This window comes from Curtobacterium flaccumfaciens (assembly GCF_004361695.1).
Lineage (GTDB): Bacteria > Actinomycetota > Actinomycetes > Actinomycetales > Microbacteriaceae > Curtobacterium > Curtobacterium flaccumfaciens_B.
In genome coordinates this window covers 90,826-113,498 of the sequence record NZ_SNVW01000003.1, presented here as the reverse complement: position 1 = coordinate 113,498, position 22,673 = coordinate 90,826, and the positions used below count along the sequence as shown (strand labels likewise).

Sequence of the window (22,673 nt, the reverse complement as noted above, 5' to 3'; positions counted from 1 at the left end):
CGGTCCCCCCCACCTTCGGAACCCCCTCCGCACCCGGAAGGCAACCACCTTGTCCAGCACTCCCCTCGCGCCGACGCTGTCGGCGCCCGGTGCGCCGAAGCGCACCGACCCGCCGGTTCCGCGCAAGCGGAAGCCGCTGCGGAACGTGGGTCGAGCGGTCCCGCTCCTCCCCGCCCTCGTCCTCCTCGTCATCTTCCTGCTCGGCCCCGTCATCTCGTCGTTCTACGGGTCGTTCACCAACTCCGCCCTGACCGGCGCCGGCGCTGCGGACCAGCAGTTCGTCGGCATGAAGAACTACGTCGAGCTCTTCCAGGACCCGGACTTCCCGAAGTCGGTCATCCTGACGATCGTGTTCCTGCTCGCCTCCGCGGTGGTGGGGCAGAACGTGCTCGGGCTCGGCCTCGCGCTGCTCATGCGCACCGCGAACAAGGTCGTCCGCTCGATCGTCGGCACCTTCGTCGTCGCGGCGTGGGTCCTGCCGGAGATCGTCGCCTCGTTCGCCGCGTACGCCTTCTTCAACGACGACGGCACGCTCAACGAGTTCCTGAAGTCGATCGGGATCAGCGGGCCGAACTGGCTCTACACGTACCCGATGCTCGCGATCATCCTGGCGAACATCTGGCGCGGGACCGCGTTCTCGATGCTCGTCTACTCGGCCGCCGTGCAGGAGGTCCCCGAGGAGATCACCGAGTCCGCCGAGGTCGACGGTGCCACCGGTTGGCAGCGGCTCGTGTACATCACGCTGCCCGTCATCCGCCGGAGCATCTCGACGAACCTCATGCTGACGACGCTGCAGACCCTGTCGGTGTTCACCCTCATCTTCGTGATGACCGGCGGTGGGCCGGGCACGAACTCGTCGACCCTGCCGATCCTGGCCTACCAAGAAGCGTTCAAGTTCTCGCAGCTCGGATTCGGGACCGCGATCGCGACCATCCTGCTCGTGGTGGGGGCGGTCTTCTCGATCATCTACATCCGCGCGCTCAAGCCGGAGGTGGACTGATGGCCATCACTGCCCCGTCCCTCGACCCGACCACGACCCGATCGGTCACCGCTCCCGGGTCGCTGCACATGACCTCGCCGCGCGGCCGGACCATGCGGTGGGTGTCGAACGTCGTGCTGCTCGTCATCGCGGTCTGCTTCGCGGTGCCGCTCCTCTGGCTGGTGTTCGCCTCGCTCGATGCGCAGGCCTCGCTGTCCGTGAAGCTGCCGTCGCAGTTCACGCTCGACAACTTCGCGAAGGTGCTCACACCCGAGCTGTCGTTCATCCCGCTCGGCAACAGCCTGCTGCTGTCCGGCGGCACCGCGATCGTGACGGTCGTCGTCGCGATCCTGGCGGCGTACCCGCTGTCCCGCTACAAGATGCGCGTGAACAAGCCGTTCCTGTACAGCATCCTGTTCGGCACCGGCCTGCCCATCACCGCGATGATGGTGCCGGTCTACGCGCTGTTCGTGTCGCTCAACCTCATCGACAACGTGTGGGGGTGCGTGTTCTTCCTCGCCGCGACGAGCCTGCCGATGGCGATCTGGATGGCGAAGAACTTCATGGACTCGGTGCCGATCTCGCTCGAGGAAGCGGCCTGGACCGACGGGGCGTCGATGTTCACCACGCTGTGGCGCATCGTCATCCCGCTCATGCGCCCGGGCATCGCCGTGGTCTTCATCTTCGTGTTCATCCAGGCGTGGGGGAACTTCTTCGTCCCCTTCGTCCTGCTGCTCTCGCCCGACAAGGTGCCCGCCGCGGTGAGCATCTTCAACTTCTTCGGGCAGAACGGGGCGGTGGCCTACGGGCAGCTCGCCGCGTTCTCGATCGTGTACTCCGTGCCGGTCATCGCCCTCTACGTCCTCGTGTCCCGAGGCCTCGGCGGCGGCAACGCCCTCGCCGGTGGCATCAAGGGCTGACGCCCGACACGGCTGACCGTCGCCGCTGATCGTCCCCGCTGATCGTCGCCGCTGAACGTCCTCGCTGACCGTCCCCGCTGGAAAGGAACCACCTCCATGCACCACGACGAACCACTCGTCGAAGCCCGGATCGCCCGCCTCGTCCGGGACCGCATCGACCCCGCGGTCCACCGCAGGTCCGCACCCGTCGAGATCGCGGCCTGGACCGTGCCGGACGAGCCGGTACCGTTCTCGGTCGCGGTGGACGCCGCGTACGAGCCGTTCACGGTCGGCGGGTCCTGGGGCGGCCGCCCGTGGGGCACCACGTGGTTCCGGATCCGCGGCACCGTGCCGTCGGACTTCGGGACCGCTCCCGGCACGACCGCCGAGCTCCTGGTGGACCTCGGGTTCACCAAGCGGCACCCCGGGTTCCAGGCGGAGGGTCTCGCCTGGCGTCCGGACGGCTCGACCATCAAGGGCATCGAGCCGAAGAACGACACCGTGCCGCTCGAGGTCGGTCCGGGGGAGTCGTTCGAGCTCTACGTCGAGGCCGCGGCCAACCCGGACATCGGCGGCGACAGCTTCCAGGGCGCGACACCGCTCGGCTCGCGCTCGACCGCCGGGACGAAGCCGATCTACAAGGTGCACCGGCTCGAACTCGTCGAGCGCGACGACACCGTGTGGGAACTCCAGCAGGACTTCTGGGTCCTGCGCGGCCTGATGGCCGAACTGCCCACCGACGGCACCCGGGGCGCGGACATCCTCCGCGCGCTGGAGCGGGCCGCCGACGCCGTGGACCCCGACGACGTCGCCGGCACCGCTGCCGACGCCCGCGCGGTCCTCGCGCCGGTGCTCGCCGTCCCCGCCAGTGCCGCAGCGCACCGAGCGGTCGCCGTCGGCCACGCGCACATCGACTCCGCCTGGCTCTGGCCCGTCCGCGAGACGATCCGCAAGTGCGCCCGCACCTTCTCGAACGTGCTCGACCTGATGGACCGCGACCCCGACTTCACGTTCGCCTGCTCGTCCGCGCAGCAGTACGCCTGGATCCGTGACGGCTACCCGTCCATCTGGGCACGGATCAAGGAGCGCGTCGCCGAGGGCCGGTGGATCCCGGTGGGCGGCATGTGGGTCGAGTCCGACACGAACCTGCCCGGTGGCGAAGCGCTCGCCCGGCAGTTCGTCGCCGGCAAGCGCCTGTTCCTCGAGGAGTTCGGCATCGACACCCCCGAGGCGTGGCTGCCCGACTCGTTCGGCTACACCGGCGCCCTGCCGCAGATCGTCCGCGCCGCCGGCTCGAAGTGGTTCGTCACGCAGAAGCCGTCGTGGAACGAGACGAACGTCATCCCGCACACCTCCTTCCACTGGGAGGGCATCGACGGCTCACGGGTGCTCACCCACCTGCCCCCGGCGGACACCTACAACTCCGACGTCTCGCCCGCCGACCTGCACCGCGGCGAACGGGGCAACAAGGAGCGCGGCGTCGCGAACACGTCGATGCTCCTGTACGGCTTCGGCGACGGCGGCGGTGGACCCACCCGCGAGATGGTCGCTGCGGCCCGACGCCAGCACGACCTCGACGGCTCGCCGCGGGTCGACCTCGGCACCCCGGCCGAGGTGTTCGAGGAGCTCGAGGCAGCGCTCCCGACACCCGCCGTGTGGTCGGGGGAGATGTACCTCGAGTTCCACCGCGGCACCTACACGTCGCAGATCCGCACGAAGCAGGGCAACCGGCGCTCCGAGCACCTGCTGCGCGAGGCCGAACTGTGGGCGGCCACGGCCGCCGTGCGGCTCGGACTCGACTACCCGTACGAGGAGCTCGAGGAGGTCTGGCACACCGTCCTCCTGCAGCAGTTCCACGACATCCTGCCAGGCTCCTCGATCGCCTGGGTCTACGAGAACGCCGAGGAGAACTACGCCCGCGTCGCCACCGTGCTCGAGGGCCTGATCGGCAACGCGACCAGCGCGCTCGCGAACGGTGGGGCCGCGGCGCTCGCCGGGGTCGGGGCGTCGTCCACGTCCCTCGCCGGTGGTGGGAGCGCGCTGCTCGACGCGCCGTCCGACGCGTCCGGCACCGGCAGCGCCGTCGGTGGCAGCGCCACGGTCGGCACGGTCGTGCGGTTCAACGCGTCCCCGGTCTCGGCGGACGGCGTGACCGGGCTGGGTGGTGCGCCGGTCGACGCGGCGCGACCCGTGCCTCCCGTCCGGAACGGCGACCGCTTCGTCTTCGACACCGGCGTCGTCACCGCGACCATCGACGCGGGTGGGCACGTCGTGTCCCTCGTCGACCACGCGACCGGCCGTGACGCCGTCGCGCCCGGCGCCGTCGCCGCGCAGTACACCGTGTTCCGGGACACCCCGAACCAGTGGGAGGCGTGGGACATCGACCGCGCGTACCAGCGCAGCGGGACCGTGCTCGACGCGTCGTCGGTCGAGGTGTCCAGCGACCAGCTCGTCGTCACCCGGCCCTTCGGGTCGTCGTCGATCACCACGCGGTACTCGGCCGTCGCCGGGCAGCCGGAGCTCACCATCGAGACCGAGGTCGAGTGGCACGAGAAGCAGAAGCTCCTCAAGCTGGCGTTCCCGCTCGACGTGCGTGCGGCCTCGGCCTCGAGCGAGATCCAGTTCGGGCACATCGACCGGCCGACGCACCAGAACACCTCGTGGGACATGGCGCGCTTCGAGACGTCCGCGCACCGCTGGGTGCACGTCGCCGAGCCCGGGTTCGGGGTCGCCGTCGCCAACGACTCGACGTACGGACACGACATCACCCGCTCGACCCGTCCGGACGGCGGGACCACCACGCTCGTCCGTGAGTCGCTGCTGCGCGCACCGACGTTCCCCGACCCGTCCGCCGACCAGGGGCACCACGTGTTCCAGACCGTGCTGCGCGTCGGACCGTCCGTGCTCGACGCCGCCGACTCCGGCTACCGGCTCAACCTGCCGGTGCGTGCGGTGCAGGGGTCCTCGCCGGTGGAGCCGCTCGTCGTGGTGTCGTCGCCGCAGGTGTTCGTCGAGGCCGTGAAGCTCGCCGAGGACCGCTCCGGCGACGTCGTCGTGCGGCTCTACGAGGGGTCGGGAGGCCGGGCGTCCGACGTTGGCGTCGACTTCGGGTTCGACGTCGCCTCAGTCGCGGCGGTCGACCTGCTGGAACGCCCGCTCGGCGATCAGTGGGAGTCGGGGGAGCCGGTCGTGCTCACGCTCCGGCCCTTCGAGATCGTGACACTGCGGGTACGTCGGGCCTGAGGCAGCGGGCCCGCCGGAGAGACCGCGGCGCCGGACGGGACACGGGTGCGTTCCGTCCGGCGCCGTGTTGCGCGCGGGGCGGGGTGGGGGGCGGGTGCTGGCCTGGCGGATTCGGGCGTACCGAGTGGAATCGGGCGTGCCTGGTCGAAAGTTCTGACCAGGTACGCCCGATTCCGCTTTCCATCGCGTCCGTCATGGGAAGGAACGTCCGTCCTCCACATGCGGGCGGGCCTGGAGGCGCGTCCACAGTTTCGGTCGCCGGCCCGGTTCGCGCGTGGCTGAGCGGGCATCGTCGCGTGCATGAACGAACCGCTTCCCATCCTGCGTGCATCGGCAACGCGCGAGGCCGGACTCGACGCCACCACCCTTCGTCGACGGACCCGACTCCACGGACCGGGTCGCCTCGTCCGGGCTGGACCGAACGCCTTCGTCGAGGGCGCAGCGTGGGACGCAGCCGGGCCACGGCAGCGCTACGTGACCCGCGTGTACGCGCGGCTCGGGCGGATCGGCACCCGGGCCACCGCGTCGCACCTGTCCGCCGCAGCGGTCCACGGACTCCCCTCGCTCGGCGGCTGGGACGTCCCGGTGCACGCGACCGTGCCCGAGTCGATGTACCGCGCCAAGAGCGCGGAACTGGTCCTGCACACCAGACCGGTGTCATCAGCGGAACGTGTCCGGGTCGGCGGCATCGCGGTGACCGCCGTTCCCCGGACGGTGATCGACATCGCGATGAACGGTGACCTGCGCGCCGCGGTGGTCGTCGCCGACGCCGCGCTCAGTCGGGGCATCAGCCCTCGTGACCTCCGCGCCGCAGTGCAGGCCTCTGCTCGCGGGCGTGCCCTGGCCGCCCAGGTCCTCGAGTTGGCGGACGGCCGGTCGGGGTCGCCGGCGGAGTCCCTGGCCCGGGTGGTGTTCCGTGAGCTCGGGCTGCCCGCGCCGGTGCTGCAGCAGGAGTTCGTCGTCGGGGGTCGTCGCGCACTCGTCGACTTCTGGTTCCCGGGCGAGGGGGTCGTCGTCGAGATCGACGGCCGCGCGAAGTACACGCAGGAGCGGTACTTGCGGGGCCGGAGCCCCACCGAGGTCTTCCTCGAGGAGAAACGACGGCACGCCGACCTGCTGATGGTGCCCGGCGTGCGGGTGGTCGTCCGGCTCGAGTGGCGCGACCTGTGGGACCTCGAGGCCCTGGCGTTCCGGCTCCGCGCCGCTGGGCTGCCCTGCGCTGTCCGACCACTGCGGAGCGCCCATCCCGCGGCGTCCTGACCACGTCGGTGAGCCGGTACAGCGCGGCGTGGCTAGCGTGGCGGCATGGCAGTGCAGGAGATCTGGCTCGTCCGTCACGGTGAATCGGTCGCGAACGTCGCGGCGGCCCGGGCCGAAGCGGCGGGCGAGGACCTCATCGACGTGGGGTACCGGGACGCCGACGTCCCGCTCAGTCCGCTGGGGACGGAGCAGTCACGTTCCCTCGGGCAGGAACTCGCCGACCGCGGGATCGACGACGTCCCGGTCACGCTGTGGGTCTCGCCGTACCTCCGCGCGCAGCAGACGATCGAGATCGCACTCGAAGCCGGCGGCCTCGACGAACCGGACGGCAGGGTCGACGAGCGCCTCCGCGACCGCGAGCTCGGGGTCCTCGACCTGCTCACCCTGCAGGGCGTCCGCAACCGGTACCCGGACGAGGAACGCCGCCGGCAGTGGCTCGGCAAGTACTACCACCGGCCCGCGGGTGGGGAGTCGTGGGCGGACGTGATGCTGCGGCTCCGCTCGCTGCTCGTCGACGTGGACCGTCTCGAGGGTCCGGAGCGCCTGGTCATCGCCGCGCACGATGCGGTCGTCATGATGACGGTCGCCGTGTGCCTCGACCTCGACGAGCCGGCGTTGATGGAGTTCGCGCAGACACACGCCGTGGCGAACGCGTCGCTCACACGGCTTCGACGAGACGGCGTCGCTGCGCCGTGGGTGCTCGAGGAGTTCTCCTCAGTCGGACACCTGGACGACGACGAGGTCACCGAGCACACCGGCCGGAAGGACGACGAACATGTCCGCTGACGCGATCACCCCGAACTTCCTCCGCGGCTGGCCGCTCCCCGAGGTCGGCGCCGGCAAGTACGGCCGCGGGCAGGTGCTCGTCGTCGGTGGCGCGGCGCGGACGCCCGGTGCCGCGATGCTCTCGGCGTCCGCCGCGCTCCGGGTCGGCGCGGGCCGTCTCACCCTGGCCGTCGGGCGGAGCGTGGCGAAGGAGGTCGCGGTGGCCCTGCCGGAGTCCGGGGTCGAACCCCTCGACGAGGACCAGGACGGACACGTCGCCGTGGGCGCGCTCGAGGGGATCGCCGCCTCGGCGTCGAGCGCCGACGCCGTGCTCGTCGGGCCGGGGCTGGACGAACCGGACGGCACACGCGACCTGGTGGCCGGTCTCGCTGACGTGGTGGGCCCGCAGACGACAGTGGTGCTCGACGCCTTCGCGCTCGGCGTGGCCGCCGACGTGCGGGACCGGTTGGCGCCGCTCCGGGACCGTCTGGTGATGACCCCGAACAGCGGCGAAGCCGAGCGGTTGCTCGGCCGAGAGCCCAGCGACGACACCGTGGCCGACGCGATGGCGATCGCCCAGCGATTCGGCGCGGTCGTGGCGCTCGGTGACGCCATCGCGACGCCCCGCGGGCGGACCTGGCTGAAGGGCACCGGCTCCGGTGGACTCGGCACGAGCGGCAGCGGAGACGTCCTCTCGGGTGCGGTCACCGGCTTGCTGGCCCGCGGTGCAGAGCCGGCGCAGTCCGTGGCCTGGGCGTCGTACGTCCACGCGGCGGCGGGGGATCGCCTCGCGGTCCAGGTCGGGTCGCTCGGCTACCTGGCGAGCGAGCTCGTGACCGAGATCCCGAGGGTGCTCGTCGAACTCGGGGCCTGAGCGGCCGGCGTACCTGGTGGATTCGGGCGTACTGACCGGGAACTTCCGACCAGGTACGCCCGAATCCACCAGGTACGCCCGATTCGACCGGGCACCCCTACCCGCGCAGCGCCTCCACGGCCTTCTCGATGCGCCGGGCCCGGGTCTCCGGCGCCTTCGCCTGCTCCACGGGGTCCACGAGCGCCCGCTGCCGTGAGTTCGAGAGCGTGTCGAACGCCGCCCGCACCCCGGCAGCGCTCAGCGCCGCGTCGAGGTCGTCGGGCACGTCGACCACCCGCGGCAGGGCATCGATCTCGAGCGTGACCTCGACGGTGTCCCCGGCCGCGATCCCGGCGGCCGCACGGTGCTCGGCGGAGAGCGGCACGAGGAACTGCTCGTTCATGACGCCGACGGTGGACCGGTAGGTGTACCTGCCGTTGATCGTGACCACCACGGACGGGCGCTTCCCGGAGCCGAGCGCCTCGATGACGGAGGACGGGACGGGCAGTCCGGTAGCCGTCTTCCGTGCTTGCAGGACCGTCGTCGTGAACCGCATGCGTGCCTCCAGAGCGAACGAACGAAACCACACGACCGAGCCGAGCCGTAATCACACGACCGGGCCGAGCCGAAACCACACGACCGAGCCGAAACCACACGACCGAGCCGAGCCGAACCACACGACCTGAACCGAGCAAACCGCACAGCCGCACCCGCTGTTCCGTCTCCGTTCACCACCGCAGCACTGCCCGGAAACCGGGCACGTCCACGATCATCCCGAGCCCGGACCCGGGCCGAAGTCCCCACAGCACCCGAAGCACCCGAAAGGCACACCCCGTGCAGCACAAGCGCACCCTGGCCGGCCTCGCCCTGGCCGCCGCCGCGATCGTCACCCTCGCCGGATGCTCGGCGACGAGCTCGGCCACCGCTGGCTCCGACAGCGACACCGACTGGAAGACCGCCACGAGCGCCGAGTCCTCCGGCGGCATGGACGCCCTCGTCAAGGCCGCCAAGGCCGAGGGCCAGCTCAACGTCATCGCCCTGCCGCCGTCGTGGGCCAACTACGGCAAGATCATCGACGGCTTCACCAAGAAGTACGGCGTCAAGGTCAACTCCGCGAACCCGAACGGCTCGAGCGCCGACGAGGTCGCCGCGGTGAAGTCGCAGAAGGGCCAGTCGACGGCTCCGGACGTGCTCGACCTCGGCAACGCGGTCCTGCAGGAGAACCTCGACCTGCTGACCGACTACAAGGTCGCCAACTGGGACGACATCCCCACCGACCTCAAGCAGTCGGACGGCAAGTGGACGCGTGACTACACGGGCCTGATGTCGATCGGCTACGACTCGTCGAAGATCTCGGACGCCCCGAAGGACCTGAACGACCTGCTCGGCTCCGAGTACAAGGGCAAGGTCTCCATCTCGGGCGACCCGACGCAGGCGAACCAGGCCGCGTCCGCCGTGTACCTCGCCGCGCTCGAGAACGGCGGCTCGGCCGACGACATCACGAAGGGCGTCGACTACTTCGGCAAGCTGAAGCAGGCCGGCAACTTCCAGAACGTGCTGCCGACGCAGGCGACGGTCGCCTCGGGCGAGACCCCCGTCGTCGTCCAGTGGTCGTACAACAACCTCGCGTGGGGCCCCGCAGCGGGCGCGAGCGGCAACAAGAACTGGAAGACCGTCGTCCCGAAGGGGCAGGCGCTCGGCTCGTACTACTCGCAGGCGATCAGCAAGGACGCACCGCACCCCGCGGCCGCACGCCTCTGGCAGGAGTACATCGCCAGCCCCGAGGTGCAGAACCTGTACCTGCAGGCCGGCGCCTTCCCGTCGACCCTCGCCGCCCTCGAGAAGTCCGGCAAGGTCGACCAGGACGCCCTCGACGCCGCCGGTGGCGCGCCGAAGGACTACGTCGAGCTGACCGACGAGCAGGTCGCGGCTGCGGCCAAGGTGCTGTCGGCCAAGTGGTCCGCCACGATGGGGTCCTGAGCAGCATGACCACCGCATCGGCGCCGGCCGCGCCCGGCGCAGCACCCGCCACGGCGACGGCGGGCCCCCGCACCGCGGGCCCCGCCGCCACCCGCGCCGCGCTCGGCCCCGCCGATGCCACCGCCCGCCGCGTCGCCGGACCCCGTGTCCGGCGCCGCGGCGGCGTCGCGTGGCTCGGTCTCACCCCGTTCGCCGCGTACGTCCTGCTCTTCCTCGCCGTCCCCGCGGTCATCGCGGTCGGCAGTGGCTTCTTCGACGGGTCCGGCCGCTTCACGTTCGCGAACCTCGCGGCGTTCGCCGATCCGTCGGTCCTCCGCGCGTTCGGTGGGTCCTTCGGCCTGTCCGCCGTCTCCGCGGTGATCGGTGCCGTCATCGGAGCGGTCGTCTGCTGGGCACTCGCCGCACTCCGCCCCGACGGCGTCGTCCGGTCGATGATCGACTCGGCCGCGAGCGTCCTCGCCCAGTTCGGCGGCGTCATGCTCGCGTTCGCGTTCATCGCGACGATCGGTGCGCAGGGGCTCGTCACCACGTGGCTCGTCTCGGCGTTCCACGTCGACCTCAACGCGAACGGCACCTTCCTCTACACGGTGCCCGGGCTCGTCATCCCCTACGTCTACTTCCAGGTGCCGCTGATGGTCCTGACGTTCATGCCCGCCCTCGAGGGCGTGAAGACCCAGTGGGGCGAAGCCGCCGCCACCCTCGGAGCGTCCCGCCTGACGTACTGGCGGCGCATCGGCCTGCCCGTGCTGGCGCCCGCCTTCTGGGGATCGCTGCTCCTGCTCTTCGCGAACGGCTTCTCGTCGTTCGCGACCGCTGCGGCGCTCATCTCGCAGGGTGGGATCGTGCCGCTCACCATTCGCACGCAGCTGACGAGCGAGACGCTCATCGGGCTGCAGAACGTCGCCGGGGTGCTCGCCTTCGGCATGGTGGTCGTGATGGCCGTGGTGATGGCCGGGTACTCGCTGCTGCAGCGCCGGGCCGCCAGGTGGCAGCGATGAGCGCGGCCGTCGGCTCGCGTCCGGCGCGCACGACGTCGGCACGGCCTGGAGGCACGACTCGCGTCCCACGCTTCGGCGCGGCTCCGTCGCGGGTCACCGCCGCGATCGTGCTGATCGTGATCGGCCTCGTGTTCGCCGTCCCGCTGATCGCCCTCGCGCAGTTCACCTTCCGCCAGGGGACCGACGGCGGGTTGACGCTCGCGCACTACAGCGCCATCGCCGACCCGGTCAACACCGCGACGTACCAGCCGGTGTTCGACGGCCTCGGCGCCTCGCTCCTCATCGCGGTCATCACCGTGGCGATCGTGCTGTTCGTGCTCCTGCCGGCGCAGATCATCACCGCGCTCCGCTACCCGCGCCTCCGCCGCGTGCTCGATTTCGTGTGCATCGTGCCGATCACCGTGCCCGTCGTCGTGCTGGTCGTCGGCTTCATCCCCGTGTACCAGGTCGTCGCGCAGGTCTTCGGGTCGGGGGCGTGGACGCTGGCCTTCGCGATCGGCATCATCTCGCTGCCGTTCGCGTTCCGGCCGATCGCCGCCGCCATCACCGCGATGGACATGGCAGTGCTCACGGAGGCCGCGCGGTCGCTCGGCGCCTCGTGGTGGACGGTGACGTGGCGGGTCCTGCTGCCGAACCTCCGCCGGGGCATCACGGCCGCGTGCTTCCTCACCATCACGGTCGTCCTCGGCGAGTACACCCTCGCCTCGTTCCTCTCTCGCACGACGTTCCAGACGGCGCTCCTGCTCGTGCAGTCGACCGATCCGTACGTCGCCGCGATCTTCTCGCTGGGCGCACTCGTCTTCGGATTCGTGCTGCTCGTCGTCATCGGCCGGATCGGACGTCGCCGCACCGGTGTCCGTCCGCGCCGCCCGCGCACCCCGAAGGACCCCGCATGACCATCACCGCCCCCGCTGCCCCGGCGTCCATGTCCACCTCGGGAGCGACCGTCGAACTCGACGCCGTCGAGAAGCACTACGGCAGCCACCGTGCCCTCGCCGGGCTGTCCCTCCGCATCGAACCCGGCGAGTTCGTCTCCCTCCTCGGCCCCTCCGGCTGCGGCAAGACGACGGCGCTCCGCGCGCTCGCCGGACTGGAGGGCATCGACGCCGGCACCATCCGCATCGACGGGTCCGACGTGTCCTCGGTGCCGGTCGACAAGCGGGACATCGGCATGGTGTTCCAGCAGTACTCGTTGTTCCCGCACATGACGGTGCGGCAGAACGTCGCGTTCGGGCTCGAGATGCGCCGGGTGCCGGCGGCGTCGCGTCGGGAGCGGGTGATCGACGCGCTCGACATGGTCCACCTCGCCGACTTCGCCGACCGCTACCCGCACCAGCTCTCGGGCGGCCAGCAGCAGCGTGTCGCCCTCGCCCGGGCACTCGTCACCCGCCCTCGGGTGCTGCTGCTCGACGAACCGCTGTCCGCGCTCGACGCCAAGGTGCGGGTGTCCCTCCGCGACGAGATCCGGCGCATCCAGAGCGACCTCGGCATCACGACCGTGTTCGTCACCCACGACCAAGAGGAAGCGCTCGCCGTCTCGGACCGCATCGCGGTGATGAACGCCGGCGACATCGAGCAGATCGGCACGCCCGAGGAGCTCTACCGCTCCCCGTCGTCGGCGTTCACCGCGGACTTCGTCGGCCAGTCGAACCGGCTGCGCGGGGACCTGCGCGGCGACGACGTCTTCGTGTACGGGTTCCGCGTGCTCGCCCTCGACGGCGCCGTGCCCGACGGACCGGTGCTCGCCTACGTCCGCCCGGAGGACGTCGCCTTCGCGGCGGAGGGCGTCACCGGCACCGTCGTCTCGTCGAGCTTCCTCGGGTCGATCCGGCGCACGACGGTCCGGCTCGACGACGACACGGTCGTGACCGTCCAGCACGAGGTCGGCGACCGCCGCGCGGCCGGCGACGCCGTCGCCGTCCGCCTGCTCGGCGCGCCCGTGGCGGTCGCACCGCTCACGTAGTCGCGACGAGTTTTCGCGCCGAGCGACGGTTCACGCGCGACCAGATGCGTGGACTGTCGCTGTGCCCGAAACGTCAGGGGACGCGGACGGGAGGCCCGGGGCGGCCTGGCACCGCGCCTCCAGACCGGTGGGGTCAGCGCTGGAAGCGCGCCGCGGGCTCGTCGGACAGGGCCGCCTCGATGCGGGCGAGCATGTTCGCCGGCATCTCGGGCAGCGCGTCGAGCGGTGCCCAGAACGCCTCGGTGTTCTCGCCGTCGGCGGGGAACGGGTCCCCGGACACGTACCGGCAGGCGAACACCAGGTCGAGGTACTGCGCACGGTCGCCGTTCGCGTACGTCATCTCCGGCAGGACCTGCACCCACGCCAGCCGCTCGGCCACGGCGACGACGTCGGCTTCCTCGAGGACCTCGCGTTCGGCGGCGACGGCGGGCTCCTCACCGGGGTCGACGATCCCGGTCACCGGCGTGAACGCGGCGTTGTCGGCCCGACGGACGACGAGCAGCTCGCGGTCGGGTCCGGTCCCGCGGGTGACGACGGCGGTGACCCCGGTCAGCCAGAGCGGCTCGGTGCCGATCTTCGAGCGCAGGGACAGGACGAAGTCAGGCGTGGGCATGCCGCCACGCTACCCACACCCGGCCCGGCCCTGTCGCGGACTGGTCATGACCAGTAGGGTGGTGGCGTGGAGATCATCATCCTGCCCACGCCGGCTGAGGTCGGTCGCGTCGCCGCGGCCAAGATCGCCTCCGTCGTCGCGAAGAAGCCGTCCGCCGTCATCGGTGTCGCCACCGGGTCCAGCCCGCAGGGCATCTACGCCGACCTGCAGCGTCGCGTCGACGCGGGGGAGATCTCGTTCGCCGAGGCCCGAGCGTTCGCCCTCGACGAGTACGTCGGGATCCCGCTCGAGCACCCCGAGTCCTACGCCAGCGTCATCGCACGCGACGTCATCGCACCGCTCGGGTTCGACCCGTCGCGCGTGCGGGTGCCGGACGGCCGTGCCGACGACCTCGAGTTCGCCGCGAAGGAGTACGACGCCGCGATCCGTGCCGCCGGCGGGGTCGACGTGCAGATCCTCGGCATCGGTGCGAACGGCCACATCGGCTTCAACGAGCCGACGTCCTCGTTCGCGTCCCGCACGCGCATCAAGACCCTGGCCCCGTCGACGCGCGAGGCGAACGCGCGCTTCTTCGACTCGCTCGACCAGGTCCCGACGCACTGCATGACGCAGGGCCTCGGCACGATCCTCGACGCCCGCGAACTCGTCCTCGTGGCGCAGGGCTCGTCGAAGGCCGACGCCGTGGCCGCCGCGGTCGAGGGGCCGCTCAGCTCCTTCGTCCCCGGCTCCGCGCTGCAGCTGCACGAGCACGCGACCGTCGTCGTCGACGAGGAAGCCGCCGCCGGCCTGCAGCTCGCCGACTACTACAAGTACACGTACGCGAACAAGCCGGCCTGGCAGCTGTTCGAGTAGTCCCGCCGACCCGACCGATCAGCCGTCTGCCCGCCGCGACCACGCGGTGTGCAGGCGGCTGAGTCCTTCCTCGAGGGTCTCCGCCGAGCACCCGAAGTTGAGCCGCGCGAACCCGGCACCCTGCCGTCCGAAGTCCGGTCCGCTGCCGAGCGCCACCTTCGCCTCGTCGACGAGCAGCGCCGCGGGGTCGTCGCCCCACGGCAGCGCGCGCAGGTCGAGCCACGCCAGGTACGACGCCTGCGGCTGCCGGTAGCCGGTGCCGGGCAGCACGTCGCCGAGGCGTTCGGCGAGCGTGCGCCGGTTCGCCGCGAGCTCGGTGAGGAGCGAAGCGAGCCACGGCCCGCCCTCGCTGAACGCGGCGACGCTGGCGGTGTAGCCGAGGATCCCGGTGCGTTCGACGACCTCGGTGGGCATCCCGTCGAACCACGCCCGCGCACGGTCCGAGGCCCCGATCATGAGCGCGCACTTCGTGCCGGCGAGGTTCCACGCCTTGCTCGCACTCGTCAGTGCGACCCCGAGTGACGCGGCCTCGGGGCAGGAGTCGAGGAACGGCGTGAAGGCAGCGTCGGCGTGCACGAGCGGGGCGTGGATCTCGTCCGAGACGACCACGGCACCCCACTCGGCGGCGAGCTTCGCCAGGGCGACGAGCGACGAACGGTCGTGCACCAGCCCGAGGGGGTTGTGCGGGTTGCAGAGCAGCACGGTGCGGGCGCCGTCGGCGAAGGCGCGGGCGATGCCGTCGAGGTCCATCCGCCAGCCGGCCGTCGTGTCGAACGGGTCGACCGGCCCGGACGGCGGCAGCAGCGGGACCTCGGTCACGGAGCCGCCGGCCTCGGTCACGTACTCCCAGAACGGCGGGTACACGGGCGGCATGATGACGACCTGGTCGCCCGGCTCGATGACCCGGCGGAGTGTCTCCACCGCGGCGACGGAGACGTCCGTGGTCGTCCGGACGAGGTCGGGGTCGATCCGCCACGACCAGCGGTCCTCGGCGAAGTCGACGAACGCCTCGGGCAGGGCGCGGCCGTGGCCGACGTACCCGGTGTCCCCGTTCGTCACGGCTGCGACGAGGGCCTCCCGAACGGGCTCGGCGAGCATGCTGTCCATCTCGGCGACGAACATCGGCAGCACGTCCGGTGGGTAGGCCGTGTACTTCTCGCTGGTGCGGGTGCGGCGTGCATCGAAGAGGGAGACCATGACGCTCATGGGGTCATCCTCGCAGCCGTTGTCCGGTGCGCGCAGAAAAGGTGCGAGCCGCGGAACGCGGATCCTCGATGCTCGGATGCATCCGGGTCCGGAAAACCGACCCCGGCCGGTGCTTCCCCCGTGAACAGGGGGCTGGGCGGTTCGAGAATTACATCGCAGACTGACGCAGTTCTCGACCCGAAGGAGCGCCGTTGTCCGTCCAGCCACCCCAGCCACCCCGTATTCGAGCGCGGCGGCGGATCCCTGTCGGTACGTGGATCGGGTTCGTTGCGACAGCCCTCCTCGTGCTGGTCGGACTCGCGGCCAATGGTTTCTGGGGAACGGTGATGCTGGTGTCGCTGGTCGTCCTCCTCACGGCCGTCTACGGCGTGGTGTTCCGACGGACGACGTGGCTTCGGCTGCCCCGGAAGCGGTCGGCAGCAGCGCTCGGTGCGGGCGTCGCGCTCGTCGTGATGATCGGCTCCGGCTCGGCGTTCGGTGCGACACACCCGACGCCGTCAGAGCCCGTCGTCGCTGCCACCACCCACGCTTCGACGAGCCGGTCTCACGCCTTCGTCGCCGAACGGACGCCGACCGCGAGGCCCACCCACACCGCCACGCCGACGCCCACGCCGGTCGTCGTGACGAAGACGGTGACCCAGACGATCGCGGTGCCCTTCGCGTCGCAGACGGTCCAGGACGCAACTCGCGCGAAGGGGACGTCGGTCGTCACGACGACGGGCCGCGACGGCGTCCAGACGAAGACGTGGCGCATCACCACGACGGATGGCGTGGAGACCCGGCGCACGCTCGTCAGTGACACGGTCACGACGCCGCCGACTGCCCAGGTCACATCTGTCGGCACCTACGTCGCACCGCCGCCCCCTCCTGCACAGCCGGCCTGCACGAACGGCTCGTACGTCAACAGTGCGGGTAACACGATCTGCCGGCCTCAGGCTGCCGAGAGTGCCCCGAGCGGGGCGACCGCCAAGTGCGGCGACGGCACCTACAGCTTCAGCCAGTCGCGCAGTGGAACGTGCTCGCGGCACGGAGGCGTTGCCGCCTGGCTCTGAGACCCGAGGCAGGCATGCGTCGCGGTGCGCGCCGGGTCCTGACCCGGTGTGCCCCGGCCGGTCGTGGTCAGTCGTGGACGCGGGCGAAGGGGTGCAGGACGAGCACCGCCGGGGGCAGTGGGCCGTCCGGCGTCGGCGTGAGGGTCAACCCGTCCAAGGAGACCGCCCAGCGGACGCGGAAGACGCGCCCCTCGGACGTGATCGTGAGGACCGCGCCCGCTGCGCTGAACGTCATCTCCTCGATGCTCGTCGGGTCGACCCCGCGGCCGCCGAGCACGGTGAGACGCGATCGGTGGAAGACGAGCACGCGCCATTCGGGCGCCTCGCTGAGGCCGCTCTGGTTCGGCGGCGGTGTCGCACGACCGGACGGGGCGAAGCCGAGGTCCTGGCGTGAGAGCTCCGTACGCCAGGTGCCCTCGAGGACGTCCGCTCCGGGAGCCCGCGGCCGGGCCGTGTGCCCCGGGGTGGGGCGCGGCTCGGCGGACGGAGCCGTCGAAGCAGACGGAGCCGTCGTTGCGGCGTCCGTCGGTGGTCCCGCCCGGGACGTCTGGGTCACGGACGAGTCCTCGGTCGCGGGCATGGTGCAGGCGCTGGTCGCCGCCACCACGATGATGAGCATCGCGGTCGTGTCGAGCGCGTGGGATGTGACGAACGTGTGGTGCATGGCCGGTCCTTGTGGAGCCGAGCGGCCGACCCGGATCGCGTGATCGGATCGGGTGGCGGAGACCGCGGCCGTCATCGGCGTCTGCGGTCGTGAGTGAGTGAGTGGGTGGGTGCACTCCGGACCAACCGGTCCGAGGCGGTGCTCGACGGGGCCACGAACCCGTGCGGCCCCGACCCGTCCTGACGTCAGCGGGGTCCGGGCTGGGTGCTGCGAAGAGTACGCCCTGCCCGAGACGTCCACCAGTGTCAGCCGCGCATCGGTCGACGTGAACAGCGGGGGACCGGTCGGTGACCCGGCGCGCGTCCCCCGTCCGAGGGGTCTAGCGTCGCCGACGTGAACCGTTCTCGCGTGCACCGTCGCCCGCCCCTCCGTCACCCGATCCGGCCGCTGTCGCTCGCCGCGGTGGCCACGATCGCCGCGCTGCTCGGGACGGGGGTCGTCGCCGTGCCGGCCGTCGCATCGCCCTCGGGACAGGCAGTGCAGGCGGGGAGGACCGTCTCCGATCCGGCCCGGTACGTCGACCCGTTCATCGGCACGAGCGGCGACGGCAACACCTGGCCCGGAGCCACCGCGCCGTTCGGCATGCTGCAGTGGAGCCCGACCGGCACCGCGGGCGACCAGACCTCGACCCCGGTGGCGAACGGGTACTCGTACGACGTGAACCGGTTGCGCGGCTTCAGCCTGACGCACCTCAACGGCGCCGGCTGCGCGCCGGGAGCCGCGGGCGACGTGCCGATCATGCCGGTGACGACTCCCGTCACGACGTCGCCCTCCGCCGACAGCACCGACGCGGTCTACGCCGCCGGGTACTCGCACGACCAGGAGTCCGCGAGCCCCGGCCGGTACGGCGTCACGCTCGACAACGGCGTCCGCACCGACCTCGCCGTCACCACCCGCGCCGGCATCGGCGAGTTCGCGTTCCCCGCCGGGAAGGCCGCGAACCTGCTCTTCCGCACCTCGAACTCGATCAACGGCAGCGAGGCCGCCACCACCCGCGTCGACGCCCGCACCCGCACGGTGAGCGGCAGCGTCCTGACCGGCGGCTTCTGCAGCCGCCGCGCGAACGGCGGCGGCGCCACCAACCCGGACCGCCGCAGCTACTACCGGCTGTTCTTCACGGCCACCTTCGACCGCGCCTTCACGAGCACCGGCACCTGGAAGGACGGCACCGTCCAGCCTGGAGGCACGGCCTCCTCCGGTGGGGAGGGGTACCTCACCGGCGCCGACCGCGCCGGACGCGGCTCCGGCGCGTGGGTCGGGTTCGACGCGCGTCGCGGTGCCACCGTGCACGCGACGATCGGCATCTCGTACGTGAGTGCTGCCGGAGCAGCCGCCAACCGCGACGGCGAGGTGACCAGGCACTCGACCGTCAGCAGCGTGGCGGCGGCGACCCGCGCCTCCTGGAACCGGGAACTCTCCCGCATCCGCGTCGGCGGCGGGACGGACGACCGGACCACCCAGCTGTACACGTCCGTCTACCACGCGCTCATGCAGCCGAACACGCTGAACGACCGCGACGGCCGCTACCTCGGGCCGGACCTCCGCGTGCACCGGACGGACCGCGGACACCGCGCTGTCTACGGCACGTACTCCGGGTGGGACCAGTACCGGGCGCAGATCCAGCTGCTCGCGCTGCTGCGACCGGACGTCGCCGGGGACATGGCCCAGTCGATGCTGCGGTTCGCCCAGCAGAACGGTGGAGTGTGGGACCGGTGGCTGCACCTCGGCGCACCGACGCACGTGATGACCGGGGACCCCTCGGCCGCGACGCTCGCCACCTGGTACGCCATGGGCGTCCGGAACTTCGACGTCCGAGCCGCCTACGAGTCCCTGCGGAAGCAGGCCACGGTCGAGAACGCCGACGCCGAGAGCGACATCGGCTGCCCGGGCCAGTGCCTGGCGCAGCGACCCGCGCTCGACGAGTACCTGCAGCGGCACTACGCCGCGAACGACGACTGCGCGTGCTGGGGCGGTGCGGCCGAGACCCTCGAGGACTCGATCTCCGACAGTGCGCTCGGGTACTGGGCGGGTTCCCTCGGGCTGCGCTCGGACGCCCGGATGTTCGCGGAGCGGGGTACGTACTGGCAGAACACGTTCAACCCGGCGGTCGGGTACCAGGCCGCACGGCAGGCCGACGGATCGTGGACGCCCGACTGGTCGCCCTCGACCGGCGTCGGCTTCGCGCAGGGGACGAGCGCGCAGTACACGTGGCTCGTGCCGCAGGACGTCAGCGGGCTGTCGACGGCCCTCGGTGGCGACGCCGCCGCGGTCGCCCGGCTCGACGCCTTCTTCCACGACGCGTCCGGCAACTGGGCCGTGACCGGCGGCGACGCCACGAAGTTCGACCCGACGAACGAGCCCGACATCCACACGCCGTGGATGTACAACGCGCTCGGCCAGCCGTGGAAGACACAGGAGACCGTCCGGCAGGTCGTCGACGACGCCTACGGCACCGGCCCGGACGGGCTGCCCGGGAACGACGACCTCGGGACGATGAGCGCCTGGTACGTCTTCGCGTCGATCGGGCTGTACCCGCAGACGCCGGGACGGGCCGACATGCTCATCGGGAGCCCGACGTTCAGCACCGTCGACATCCGCCGGTCGAGCGGGCAGCGAATCGTCATCCGGTCTTCGGGGACGGAGCCGTACGTGCAGGGTGCGCGGTTGGACGGGCGGACGCTCGACCGGTCGTGGGTGCCGGCGTCGTTCGTGACGCGGGGCGGCACGCTGTCGCTGCAGGTCGGGGCCACCGCGGACACCGCGTGGGCGAGCGGGGCGCGGGGGCGTCCGGTCGACCGGTGAGCTGGTCGATCGCCGTGCGGGGTGTCTGTCCAGAGAACGTACGTTCCTGTTCTGGGGGTACCTCTCGTCGGTGACGCGCTGGTCGTATGTATGCATGCACATCGAATCGCCGCCGCACCCGTCGGATGCAGCGTCCCTCCGATCGACGGTCGTGGAGGGGATGATCCACGCGCTCCGGACCCGTCCGCTGCACGAGGTGACCCCGGCCGTCGTGGCCGCCGAAGCCGGTGAGCCGGTCGAGGTCGTCGACCGCACCTTCCCGAGCTGGGACGGCCTGCTGCTCGCGACCATCGACCGGTGGAACGACCAGCGGACCGCACCGCTCATGCCCCTCGCCGAGCAGCGCGGCACCGTCCCCTTCCTCCGGGCGATCGTCACCGCGAACATCGCCGACCCCTCGCTCATGCGGTTCCTGACCGCGACGCTGAACATCGCGGCGTCGCCGGAACACCCCCTGGCGCCGATGCTGCACGCTCGGTGGCGGCGGTTCCACGCGTTCGTGCAGCACTCCCTCGAGCGGGACGTCCTGCTCGGGCGGGAGCCGCGGACGATGGAGCCGGCGCGCGGGTCCGAGCAGCTGCTCGCCACCTACGAGGGGCTGCAGCTGCAGTCCATGGTCCGTCCGGACATGGACCTGCTCGAGGCGTTCGACCGTGCGGTCACACGGCTCCGCGAGGGGTGGTCGCGGACCTACGTCGCCCCGGTGTGGGACCTCGACTCCGTCGGCTGAGCCCGACGACACGGACCGCGGACAGGAGGGCTGTCCGAGGGCAGGCGCTCGCCGTCTGCGCGCGACACCACTCGATTCGGGTTCGAGTGACATCGCGCACCCGTGCCGCCGCTCGTCGGGTTCGAGCGGCGGCACGCATCCAGCACGACCACCCACCGACCCACCCGGCAGTGCGACGACGCACCGTCAGCGAGGAACGTCCCACGATGCAGCCCCTGCCGTTCTCGGTCACGGCCGACCGGTTCGACCACTACGACGCCGTGCGGCTCCGTGCTGCTGCCCGGATCGAGGTCGACCGGATCTACGGTCGTCCGGCAGACGTCGGTCGGCCGCTCACCGAGGCCACGGCCGCCGCGCACGTGCTCGCGCGGGACACGACGGGGACGGCGCTCGGCACCGGGTCGCTCACCGCCGCGGGCGACGGGGTGTTCGAGATCCGGCGGCTGTTCGTCCGGCCGGACCGGCGGGGCCGGGGCATCGGCGACGCCCTGCTGCTCGAACTGCTTGCGCAGGCGGAGGAACTGCAGGCGCCGGCGGTCGTGGCCGAGACGGGGGTCCTGCAACCGCACGCCGTGAACCTGTTCCTGCGGCACGGGTTCCAGCGGATCCGGCCGTTCGGCCCCTACCGCGAGCAGGCCGGTTCGATCTGCTTCGCGCGGCCGCTCTGATCGGCCTCAGGCGAGCGGGAGTCCCGCGCCCCAGACGCGCTGCACCTCGAGCGACGGCGACAGCGCCACGAGGTCGGCGGCGAACCCGGGCGCCAGACGGCCCAGACGGTCGCCGAGCCCCAGCGCAGCGGCCGGCACGCTCGTCAGGGCGGCCACGGCCTCGGGCAGCGTCCGCCCCGCACGCGTCACCGCGCTCCGGAGGGCCACGTCCTGCGTCAGCGTCGAGCCCGCGATGGTGTCCGTCCCGGCGACGTGCGCGACGCCGTCGGTCACCGTGACGTCGAGCGAGCCCAGCCGGTAGGAGCCGTCGGCAGCACCGGCGGCCCCCATGGCGTCGGTGATCAGGGCGACCCGGTCCGGTGCGGCGCGCATCAGCGTCGAGGCGACGACGGGGTGCACGTGCACCCCGTCGAGGATGAGTTCGAGCGTGACGCGGTCGTCGGCCACGGCGGCGCCGATCGGCCCGGGCGCCCGGTGGTGGAGCCCCGGCATGGCGTTGAACGCGTGCGTGAGCACCGTCGCGCCGGCGTCGAACGCGGCGCGGGCCTGGTCGTACGTGCCGACGGTGTGCCCCACGGCGACGACCACGCCGGCGGACACGAAACGACGGACGGCGTCGAGCGCGCCCGGCAGCTCGGGCGCGACGGTGACCTGGCGGATGACGCCCTCGCCGGCCTCGAGCAGGGCATCGACGGCGGCCGGCGTCGGCGACACGAGGAACGACTCGTTGTGGGCGCCCTTGTTGTGCGGGGAGAGGAACGGCCCCTCGAGGTGCACGCCGAGCACGAGCGGGTCGGTGGCCATCACGGCACGGACCCGTCGCAGCGACGCCGCCAGCGCGGGGATCGGGTTCGCGACGAGCGACAGCACCGAGCGGGTCGTGCCGTGCGACCGGTGCATCGCGAGTGAGCCGGCGAAGGACTCGTCCTCGTACGCCTCGGTCGCTCCGCCGTGCCCGTGCAGGTCTGTGAACCCGGGAGTCAGGACGGCGTCACCGAGGTCGACGACCTGATCCGCCGCGGGGGCATCGGCGCCGGAGCCGACAGCCCGGATGGTGTCACCGGCGACGAGGACCCAGCCGTCCGCCGTGGACCCGGCCCCGTCGACCAGGTGGGCCGACCGGATCAGGGTGCTGCGTGCCTCCAG

20 protein-coding genes are annotated in these 22,673 nt (G+C 71.7%); 15 read left to right on the top strand and 5 right to left on the bottom strand.

Features of this window, described 5'->3' with window-relative positions; translation table 11 throughout:
- Nucleotides 1-49 precede the first annotated feature (49 nt).
- The 6 genes from EDF64_RS05395 (at nucleotide 50) to EDF64_RS05370 (ending at nucleotide 8,020) form a co-directional block, all read left to right on the top strand.
- Entirely contained in the window at nucleotides 50-1,000 is a 951-nt protein-coding gene (locus EDF64_RS05395; RefSeq protein WP_133519043.1) for a carbohydrate ABC transporter permease, read from the top strand.
- Nucleotides 1,000-1,899: a carbohydrate ABC transporter permease gene (locus EDF64_RS05390; protein ID WP_432207014.1), complete on the top strand. Its 900-nt coding sequence runs from the start codon at nucleotides 1,000-1,002 to the stop codon at nucleotides 1,897-1,899. The genes EDF64_RS05395 and EDF64_RS05390 overlap by 1 nt, the downstream gene beginning before the upstream one ends.
- A gap of 96 nt (nucleotides 1,900-1,995) precedes the next feature.
- The gene (locus EDF64_RS05385; RefSeq protein WP_133519042.1) at nucleotides 1,996-5,121 is read left to right on the top strand and encodes an alpha-mannosidase; all 3,126 of its coding nucleotides are present in this window, start codon (nucleotides 1,996-1,998) and stop codon (nucleotides 5,119-5,121) included.
- A gap of 300 nt (nucleotides 5,122-5,421) precedes the next feature.
- Complete coding sequence (locus EDF64_RS05380) at nucleotides 5,422-6,381, top strand: hypothetical protein (protein WP_133519041.1); 960 nt, start codon at nucleotides 5,422-5,424, stop codon at nucleotides 6,379-6,381.
- A gap of 45 nt (nucleotides 6,382-6,426) precedes the next feature.
- A complete protein-coding gene (locus EDF64_RS05375) occupies nucleotides 6,427-7,167 on the top strand; it encodes a histidine phosphatase family protein (protein WP_133519040.1) in 741 nt (246 codons plus the stop codon).
- Complete coding sequence (locus EDF64_RS05370; protein WP_133519039.1) at nucleotides 7,157-8,020, top strand: NAD(P)H-hydrate dehydratase; 864 nt, start codon at nucleotides 7,157-7,159, stop codon at nucleotides 8,018-8,020. Before EDF64_RS05375 ends, EDF64_RS05370 begins: the two co-directional genes overlap by 11 nt.
- 97 nt (nucleotides 8,021-8,117) lie before the next feature.
- Here the strand turns inward: EDF64_RS05370 and EDF64_RS05365 are convergent, their stop codons facing one another.
- Complete coding sequence (locus EDF64_RS05365; protein ID WP_133519038.1) at nucleotides 8,118-8,555, bottom strand: YdeI/OmpD-associated family protein; 438 nt, start codon at nucleotides 8,553-8,555, stop codon at nucleotides 8,118-8,120.
- Between the two features lie 278 nt (nucleotides 8,556-8,833).
- Here EDF64_RS05365 and EDF64_RS05360 point away from each other — a divergent pair, with 278 nt between their 5' ends.
- The 4 genes from EDF64_RS05360 to EDF64_RS05345 are packed head-to-tail and all read left to right on the top strand — an operon-like array spanning nucleotide 8,834 to nucleotide 12,940.
- Nucleotides 8,834-9,979: an ABC transporter substrate-binding protein gene (locus EDF64_RS05360; RefSeq protein ID WP_133519037.1), complete on the top strand. Its 1,146-nt coding sequence runs from the start codon at nucleotides 8,834-8,836 to the stop codon at nucleotides 9,977-9,979.
- Nucleotides 9,980-9,984: 5 nt separating this feature from the next.
- Nucleotides 9,985-10,977 carry an ABC transporter permease gene (locus EDF64_RS05355; protein WP_133519036.1) on the top strand — a complete coding sequence of 331 codons (993 nt, stop codon included), beginning with the start codon at nucleotides 9,985-9,987 and terminating at the stop codon, nucleotides 10,975-10,977.
- A complete protein-coding gene (locus tag EDF64_RS05350) occupies nucleotides 10,974-11,873 on the top strand; it encodes an ABC transporter permease (RefSeq protein ID WP_133519035.1) in 900 nt (299 codons plus the stop codon). Before EDF64_RS05355 ends, EDF64_RS05350 begins: the two co-directional genes overlap by 4 nt.
- A complete protein-coding gene (locus EDF64_RS05345) occupies nucleotides 11,870-12,940 on the top strand; it encodes an ABC transporter ATP-binding protein (RefSeq protein ID WP_133519034.1) in 1,071 nt (356 codons plus the stop codon). The genes EDF64_RS05350 and EDF64_RS05345 overlap by 4 nt, the downstream gene beginning before the upstream one ends.
- 133 nt (nucleotides 12,941-13,073) lie before the next feature.
- Here the strand turns inward: EDF64_RS05345 and EDF64_RS05340 are convergent, their stop codons facing one another.
- Nucleotides 13,074-13,553 carry an NUDIX hydrolase gene (locus EDF64_RS05340; RefSeq protein WP_133519033.1) on the bottom strand — a complete coding sequence of 160 codons (480 nt, stop codon included), beginning with the start codon at nucleotides 13,551-13,553 and terminating at the stop codon, nucleotides 13,074-13,076.
- Nucleotides 13,554-13,619: 66 nt separating this feature from the next.
- Between EDF64_RS05340 and nagB the strand changes: the two genes are divergently transcribed.
- Entirely contained in the window at nucleotides 13,620-14,405 is a 786-nt protein-coding gene (gene nagB, locus EDF64_RS05335; protein ID WP_133519032.1) for a glucosamine-6-phosphate deaminase, read from the top strand.
- 18 nt (nucleotides 14,406-14,423) lie between these two features.
- Here the strand turns inward: nagB and EDF64_RS05330 are convergent, their stop codons facing one another.
- Nucleotides 14,424-15,611, bottom strand: a complete 1,188-nt coding sequence (locus EDF64_RS05330) for a MalY/PatB family protein (protein WP_133519031.1) — start codon at nucleotides 15,609-15,611, stop codon at nucleotides 14,424-14,426.
- A 326-nt stretch (nucleotides 15,612-15,937) separates the two neighbouring features.
- Between EDF64_RS05330 and EDF64_RS05325 the strand changes: the two genes are divergently transcribed.
- Nucleotides 15,938-16,663 (top strand): DUF3761 domain-containing protein, encoded by a 726-nt coding sequence (locus EDF64_RS05325; protein ID WP_347813179.1) that lies wholly within the window; start codon nucleotides 15,938-15,940, stop codon nucleotides 16,661-16,663.
- Between the two features lie 67 nt (nucleotides 16,664-16,730).
- Here the strand turns inward: EDF64_RS05325 and EDF64_RS05320 are convergent, their stop codons facing one another.
- Nucleotides 16,731-17,327, bottom strand: a complete 597-nt coding sequence (locus tag EDF64_RS05320; RefSeq protein ID WP_133519030.1) for a hypothetical protein — start codon at nucleotides 17,325-17,327, stop codon at nucleotides 16,731-16,733.
- A 333-nt stretch (nucleotides 17,328-17,660) separates the two neighbouring features.
- Between EDF64_RS05320 and EDF64_RS05315 the strand changes: the two genes are divergently transcribed.
- The 3 genes from EDF64_RS05315 (at nucleotide 17,661) to EDF64_RS05305 (ending at nucleotide 21,527) form a co-directional block, all read left to right on the top strand.
- Nucleotides 17,661-20,129 carry a GH92 family glycosyl hydrolase gene (locus EDF64_RS05315; protein WP_243736261.1) on the top strand — a complete coding sequence of 823 codons (2,469 nt, stop codon included), beginning with the start codon at nucleotides 17,661-17,663 and terminating at the stop codon, nucleotides 20,127-20,129.
- Nucleotides 20,130-20,223: 94 nt separating this feature from the next.
- On the top strand, nucleotides 20,224-20,859 hold the full coding sequence (locus tag EDF64_RS05310; RefSeq protein ID WP_071292161.1) for a TetR/AcrR family transcriptional regulator: 636 nt from the start codon (nucleotides 20,224-20,226) through the stop codon (nucleotides 20,857-20,859).
- Nucleotides 20,860-21,065: 206 nt separating this feature from the next.
- Nucleotides 21,066-21,527 (top strand): GNAT family N-acetyltransferase, encoded by a 462-nt coding sequence (locus EDF64_RS05305; RefSeq protein ID WP_166645613.1) that lies wholly within the window; start codon nucleotides 21,066-21,068, stop codon nucleotides 21,525-21,527.
- A gap of 6 nt (nucleotides 21,528-21,533) precedes the next feature.
- Here the strand turns inward: EDF64_RS05305 and nagA are convergent, their stop codons facing one another.
- Complete coding sequence (gene nagA / locus EDF64_RS05300; RefSeq protein WP_133519287.1) at nucleotides 21,534-22,673, bottom strand: N-acetylglucosamine-6-phosphate deacetylase; 1,140 nt, start codon at nucleotides 22,671-22,673, stop codon at nucleotides 21,534-21,536.

Excerpts from the sequence above, each read along its gene's own strand:
- EDF64_RS05375 (WP_133519040.1), top strand. The coding sequence starts at position 6,427 with ATGGCAGTGCAGGAGATCTGGCTCGTCCGTCACGGTGAATCGGTCGCG.
- EDF64_RS05340 (WP_133519033.1), bottom strand. The coding sequence starts at position 13,553 with ATGCCCACGCCTGACTTCGTCCTGTCCCTGCGCTCGAAGATCGGCACC.
- EDF64_RS05320 (WP_133519030.1), bottom strand. The coding sequence starts at position 17,327 with ATGCACCACACGTTCGTCACATCCCACGCGCTCGACACGACCGCGATG.
- EDF64_RS05330 (WP_133519031.1), bottom strand. The coding sequence starts at position 15,611 with ATGAGCGTCATGGTCTCCCTCTTCGATGCACGCCGCACCCGCACCAGC.
- EDF64_RS05305 (WP_166645613.1), top strand. The coding sequence starts at position 21,066 with ATGCAGCCCCTGCCGTTCTCGGTCACGGCCGACCGGTTCGACCACTAC.
- EDF64_RS05345 (WP_133519034.1), top strand. The coding sequence starts at position 11,870 with ATGACCATCACCGCCCCCGCTGCCCCGGCGTCCATGTCCACCTCGGGA.
- EDF64_RS05365 (WP_133519038.1), bottom strand. The coding sequence starts at position 8,555 with ATGCGGTTCACGACGACGGTCCTGCAAGCACGGAAGACGGCTACCGGA.
- EDF64_RS05370 (WP_133519039.1), top strand. The coding sequence starts at position 7,157 with ATGTCCGCTGACGCGATCACCCCGAACTTCCTCCGCGGCTGGCCGCTC.
- EDF64_RS05325 (WP_347813179.1), top strand. The coding sequence starts at position 15,938 with ATGCTGGTGTCGCTGGTCGTCCTCCTCACGGCCGTCTACGGCGTGGTG.
- EDF64_RS05390 (WP_432207014.1), top strand. The coding sequence starts at position 1,000 with ATGGCCATCACTGCCCCGTCCCTCGACCCGACCACGACCCGATCGGTC.
- EDF64_RS05355 (WP_133519036.1), top strand. The coding sequence starts at position 9,985 with ATGACCACCGCATCGGCGCCGGCCGCGCCCGGCGCAGCACCCGCCACG.
- EDF64_RS05380 (WP_133519041.1), top strand. The coding sequence starts at position 5,422 with ATGAACGAACCGCTTCCCATCCTGCGTGCATCGGCAACGCGCGAGGCC.
- EDF64_RS05385 (WP_133519042.1), top strand. The coding sequence starts at position 1,996 with ATGCACCACGACGAACCACTCGTCGAAGCCCGGATCGCCCGCCTCGTC.
- EDF64_RS05310 (WP_071292161.1), top strand. The coding sequence starts at position 20,224 with ATGCACATCGAATCGCCGCCGCACCCGTCGGATGCAGCGTCCCTCCGA.
- EDF64_RS05350 (WP_133519035.1), top strand. The coding sequence starts at position 10,974 with ATGAGCGCGGCCGTCGGCTCGCGTCCGGCGCGCACGACGTCGGCACGG.